Annotated in this window: 6 protein-coding genes; 1 reads left to right on the top strand and 5 read right to left on the bottom strand. The window is 69.5% G+C overall.

Features of this window, described 5'->3' with window-relative positions; genetic code table 11:
• The 4 genes from KD1_RS09455 to KD1_RS09440 form a co-directional block, all read right to left on the bottom strand.
• Positions 1-663: DUF4389 domain-containing protein (locus KD1_RS09455; RefSeq protein ID WP_068401000.1), on the bottom strand; the 663-nt coding region annotated here is incomplete at its 3' end.
• A 98-nt stretch (positions 664-761) separates the two neighbouring features.
• Positions 762-1,088, bottom strand: coding sequence for a rhodanese-like domain-containing protein (locus KD1_RS09450; RefSeq protein ID WP_157073265.1), 327 nt, complete (start codon positions 1,086-1,088; stop codon positions 762-764).
• 18 nt (positions 1,089-1,106) lie between these two features.
• A complete protein-coding gene (locus KD1_RS09445) occupies positions 1,107-1,967 on the bottom strand; it encodes an Fpg/Nei family DNA glycosylase (RefSeq protein WP_068400995.1) in 861 nt (286 codons plus the stop codon).
• A gap of 9 nt (positions 1,968-1,976) precedes the next feature.
• Positions 1,977-3,062: an App1 family protein phosphatidate phosphatase gene (locus tag KD1_RS09440; protein WP_068400991.1), complete on the bottom strand. Its 1,086-nt coding sequence runs from the start codon at positions 3,060-3,062 to the stop codon at positions 1,977-1,979.
• A gap of 66 nt (positions 3,063-3,128) precedes the next feature.
• Between KD1_RS09440 and KD1_RS09435 the strand changes: the two genes are divergently transcribed.
• The gene (locus tag KD1_RS09435) at positions 3,129-4,391 is read left to right on the top strand and encodes a hypothetical protein (protein ID WP_157073264.1); all 1,263 of its coding nucleotides are present in this window, start codon (positions 3,129-3,131) and stop codon (positions 4,389-4,391) included.
• Between the two features lie 23 nt (positions 4,392-4,414).
• Here the strand turns inward: KD1_RS09435 and KD1_RS09430 are convergent, their stop codons facing one another.
• Entirely contained in the window at positions 4,415-5,080 is a 666-nt protein-coding gene (locus KD1_RS09430; RefSeq protein ID WP_068401003.1) for a 4a-hydroxytetrahydrobiopterin dehydratase, read from the bottom strand.
• Positions 5,081-5,123: the final 43 nt, after the last annotated feature.

Genomic DNA, 5,123 nt, shown 5'->3' with positions numbered 1-5,123 from the left:
CCCCTGGTCGAGGCGGAACGGCGGGTACTCGTCGGTCATGAGCAGCATGTAGGCCGCCACTCGGTACTGCCACCGGTCGAAGCCAACGACGAAGTCATACACGCTCTTCGCGTAGTTCCCCGTGAACAGCACCACGATCAACATGACGAACACGACGATCGGGATCACACCGGGCCAGTCCTGCCCGATCGAGAAGACCTCACCATCGCGGTTCACGCTGGACGAGTTCGAATAGCCGAACATGATCGCCAGGATGATGACGTGCGGGATCGCCAGCAGCCACTTGACCAACGGCATGAGGTTGTTGAGCTTCGTCGGGTAAGCCACGTCGAGCCGAGCCGGGTACGACGGCACGTCATCCATGGTGAACGGCGGGTACTGGTCGGTGGCGGCCGCGTGGTAGCCGTAGTAGTCCACACGCCACGCCCAGCGCATCACCCCGCGCATGTAGGTGAACGCCGTCTGCGGGTATCGCCCGGTGAACAGGATCGCGAAGAACGCCCACCACCAGACGAAGAACGCGCCCACGGCCAGAACGAACAGCGCGAGGAAGTGCGGGATCAGGAGGATCCACTTGACCAGCCACAGCCATCTCGAGATGTTGGGTTGCTCGGCGGCCTCGAGAGTGACCGCAGACCCCTGCCCCCATGTTTGCGTGCTCATGACTCCATCCAACCGGTGATCACGCGACTCGGCCACCCGAACGCCACAAGGTCAGGGACCACTCAGGGTGTGGTCAGGGTTACGCGGCTCAGGCCACGTCAGATGACGACGCCGGGGCCACCGTTCTCCGAGACCACCGTCTTGCCGTCGGCCGCCCACTGCTTCATCCCACCGTCGACATTGACGACGTCGTAGCCCTGCGCGGCCAGCCACTGCCCGGCCCGCCCCGAACGCCCACCACTGCGGCAGATCAGCGGCAGCGGCTCGGTCTCGGGCAGCTCGCCCAGCCGCGCCGGCAGGTCGCCGAGCGGAATGTGGATCGCCTGCGGCGCGTGGCCTGCGTCCCACTCATCACGTTCACGCACGTCGATCATCACGGCGTCGTCGGGGAGGTCGGTCGGCGCCTGCAGGCCCATTTCAGTCATGGGCCCATCCTGCCGCACTCACTTGAGGAACTTGCTCGTCCGCCGGTCCGCCAATGGTTTTCCGTCGGTCTGGCACGTGGCGCAGTACTGCAACGACGAGTCGGCGAACGAGACCTCCCGCACGACATCACCGCACTCGGGGCACGGCTCGCCCGTCCGGCCGTGCACGCGCATCCCGGCTCGCTTGGCGTCCTTGAGGTCGGTCGCGGGTTTGCCGGCGGCGGCCACCACCGCCGAGGTCAAGGTCTCGCGCAGGGCTGTGTACAGACGCTCCACCGTCGCCTCGTCGAGCTTCGCGGCGATGGCGAACGGCGAGATCTTCGCGACGTGCAACACCTCATCGGAGTACGCGTTCCCCACCCCAGCGATCACCGACTGGTCCCGTAGCACGCCCTTGACCTGCGCGTTCTTGCCTGCCAGCACGGCGCGGAAGGCCTCGAGCGTGAACTCGTCGGCCAACGGGTCCGGCCCCAACGCGGCGATCCCGGGCACGTCGGCGACGTCGCGCACGACGTAGGCCGCGAGCGACTTCTTCGTGCCTGCCTCGGTCAGGTCGAAGCCCGAATCGTTGGCCAACCGCACCCGCAGCGCGACCGGTGACTTGCCCGGCCGCAGCGGCTTCGCGGGCACCTCGTCGTACCAGCGCAGCCATCCGGCGCGAGCCAAATGGAACACCAGGTGCGTTCCGTCGCAGTCGATGTCGATGAACTTGCCGTGCCGACGAACCGCGTCGATCGGCGCTCCGGCCAGTGCGTCGACCGGCGGGTCGAACGTCTTGAGCACCGCGATGGAGGCGAGTTCGACGCGGGCGACGTGCTCGCCGACGCAGCGGTCGGAGAGGAAGTCGACGAGCGCCTGGACCTCGGGCAACTCAGGCACGGCGCTCCCTCACGGCTCCGTGCGCAGCACGGGCTCGGCCGGCGCGGGGAGCCCCAGCACGTCACGCACCTTGCGCAGCAGCGCATATCCGGTCTCGGCGCTGACGACCGGAGCGCCGCCGACGCGCGCCTCGTGCACCGACTCGGCCGGCGCCACACCGTGGCTCAATGCCGACTGCGCCAGCGTCAGTTCGCGGATCGCGATGGCGCGCACCCGCTCGGGCCGCTGCTCGGCGAACTCGCCATACAGCGACGGGTCGTGCTGCCCGTCGTCCCCGACGAGCAACCACTGGACCTGCGGCAACTCGCGCGCCAGGCGATGCAGGCAGGCGCGTTTGTGGTCCTGCCCCGACCGAAACCACCCGGTGTTCGTCGGACCCCAGTCGGTCATGAGCAGGGGGCCGATCGGGTACCCGGAACGGCGGAAGAAACGCATCAGCTGCGGCACGGTGTTCCACGCCCCGGTCGAGACGTAGACGATCGGCGCTCCGGGGTTGACCGCCAACAGTTCGCGGTAGAACGTCGCCATCCCGGGCACGGCGCTGCGCGTCGACTCGTGCTTGAAGAACGTGTTCCACGCGGCGATCATCGGGCGCGGCAGCATCGTCGTGATGACGGTGTCATCGATGTCACTGACGATGCCGAAGGTCTGCTCGTCGCCGACGATGTGCACCGTCGCGGTGGCATCGGCCGCGCGCGGGGAACGCAGGGTCACGGTGTGCCACCCGGCCTCGAGCCCGTGGCCGGTGATCATCACGTCGATGATGCCGGAGCGGTCGGTGTAGGCCGTGACCGTGCGATCACCGGCGGTCACCTCGACCGGCTCACCCACGGCCGGAGCGGTGAAGAACGACTTCCACCCACGACGCTCCCGGTCGGCGTTGCGCAACTCGAGCCACGTCGCTCCGGCGTGTGCGGCCGCGGGGTTGTAGGGGCGCCGGGTCATGAGCACGCGACCGAGGATGCGAACGTGCTCGCCCGTGCCGTACCCGGTGTACGCCAGCACCCGGGTGCCCCAGCCGCGGCGTTCGAGCATGCCGACCAACTGGTTGTGCCACGCGTCTTCGAGCTGGGCGGCGGCATGGGGTCGCGACATGGGGCCGATGGTAGTCGCGCGGCGTGGTGGCAGGATAGGCGCGACATCGACGAAAGGCGGCTCGTGGTGCCGGAGAGCGTGGACGTCCTGGCGTTCGGGTGCCCCTGGCGGGTCGATCTGCGCGAGCTGCCCGACGCCGAGCGGGCCGCGCTCGCACACGCGTGGTCGCGCTGTGATCCGGCCGTGCTGCGGCCTGACGGCGTGCCGGTGCCGGGCGAGGACCCGGCCGTGCGCACCATGCGCGTGACACGAGACTCCGCCTCGATCACGCCGAGCGACCTGCCCGAGCGGGACAAGGTCGCGTTCGTCTCGACCGACCCGGCGCGTGTGTCGTACGACCTCTCGCGGGCACTGACGCGGGCGAGCATTGCGCGCCAGACCGGGTTCGCGCTGATGGTTCACGCCGCCGGGTTGGCGGAGTTGCGTTCCGGGCGGGCGGTGATGCTGGCCGGGCCGACGGGCACGGGCAAGTCGACGGCGTCGCGCCGGTTGGGGCAGGTCATGGGTTACCTGTCCGACGAGACGGTGGCGGTGACCGACGACCTGCGGGTGCTGCCGTGGCCGAAGCCACCCTCGCTCATCCCCGATGGGGAGCAGCGTTGGGTCAAGGACGAGCCCTCCCCCGACGATCTCGGGCTGGGTCCGACCCTGCCGGAGGCGGAGTTGGGCGCGGTGGTCGTGCTGGCGCGCGATGGTGAGCCGGGGCGGCCGGTGTTGGAACCGCTCGGGGTCATCGAGGCGTGCCTGGCGATCATCCCGGAGACGAGCGGGATCGCGTCGCTGCCGGCGCCGCTGGCGAGGTTGGCGGCGGCCGTCACACACGGCGCCGGCGCGTTTCGGCTGCGGTACGCCGAGATCGAGGACTGCGTCTCGCTCATCACGACCTTGCCGGAGCGTCGTTCGCTCGGTGTCGACTGGGCGCATCTGCCGCCGCCGGCCGGATCGTGGCCGGGGTGGCTCGACGACGCTCCGGCCAGCAGTGGTGAGGCGGAGCGCGGTGAGGCGGAGCGTCGTGATGCCACGCGACCCGTGGTGCGGCGGCGGTATCGCGACGCGATCGGTACCGATGAGGGGATTCTTGTGCTGGTCGGCTCGACGCCGGTGCATCTCGACGGGTTGGCCGGGCTGGTGTGGGAGTTGGCCGAGTCGGCGGTGTCGGTCGAGGCATTGTTCGCGGCGGTCGTGGGGCAGATCGGGCCCGCGCCGGGTGCGCGTGAGGTGTTCGACACGACCCTCGACCTGCTGTGGGAGCGCGGGATGCTGGTGCATCCGGCGCCGGGGTATCCCGTGCCGGTGGCGCTGCAGCCGATGCGGGGTGTGCTGGCCTGAGGGCTATTCGGCGGCGCCGCGGGTCAGTCGGCGCTGCGGTTCTCCCACGTGCAGATGCAGGCCTCGTTGCCCTCGTGGTCGGCGAGCACCCAGAACGAGGGCGCGCGGGTGTCGCGCACGAGCGTGCCACCGGCGGCGAAGGCTGCGGCCAAACGATGCTCCGCTTCGTCGGCGGCCACCCACACGTCGAGGTGGAGGCGATTGCGTTGCGGCCGAGGTGCATCCATCTGTTGGAACCACACCGACGGGCCGAGCCCCATCGGATCGACGAGGTCGACCTCGCCGTCCTGCTCGTGGATCCGGTAGCCGAGCACGGCCGCCCAGAATGGGACGATCTTCGGGATGTCGAGGGCGTCGATGCCGATCTCGACCGTGGTCAGCGTGTGTGGTTGCGGCGTCAGCCCCAGGTCGGTGACCACCTGCGTGATGCGCTGGCCGAGCGCGATGTCCCGCCGGGACAGGCTCTTCACGTCGTGGCTGGTCACCGCCACGTGGACGCGGTTGTAGCGCACCTCGACGTCCGGGTGGTGGTTCGCCTCGTTCGCCAGTGCGGCGACCTCGTTGACGAACCGCACGGCGGTGTCGAAGTCCCCGCAGTCGACGGTCAGGTGGATCTGGTCGAGAACGACCCTCCACCCGGGAAGGGCGGCGGCGGCTTCGGCAGCGGTCACGGCATCGTCGGTGGCCATGTCGTTCACGGTACGCCGCCCCTCCCCGGTTCGAGGTATTACC

Source organism: Kribbia dieselivorans NBRC 106261 (genome assembly GCF_001552435.1).
GTDB lineage: Bacteria > Actinomycetota > Actinomycetes > Actinomycetales > Dermatophilaceae > Kribbia > Kribbia dieselivorans.
The sequence above is the reverse complement of the archived record's forward strand: the minus strand, read 5'-3'. Positions and strand labels throughout refer to the sequence as shown.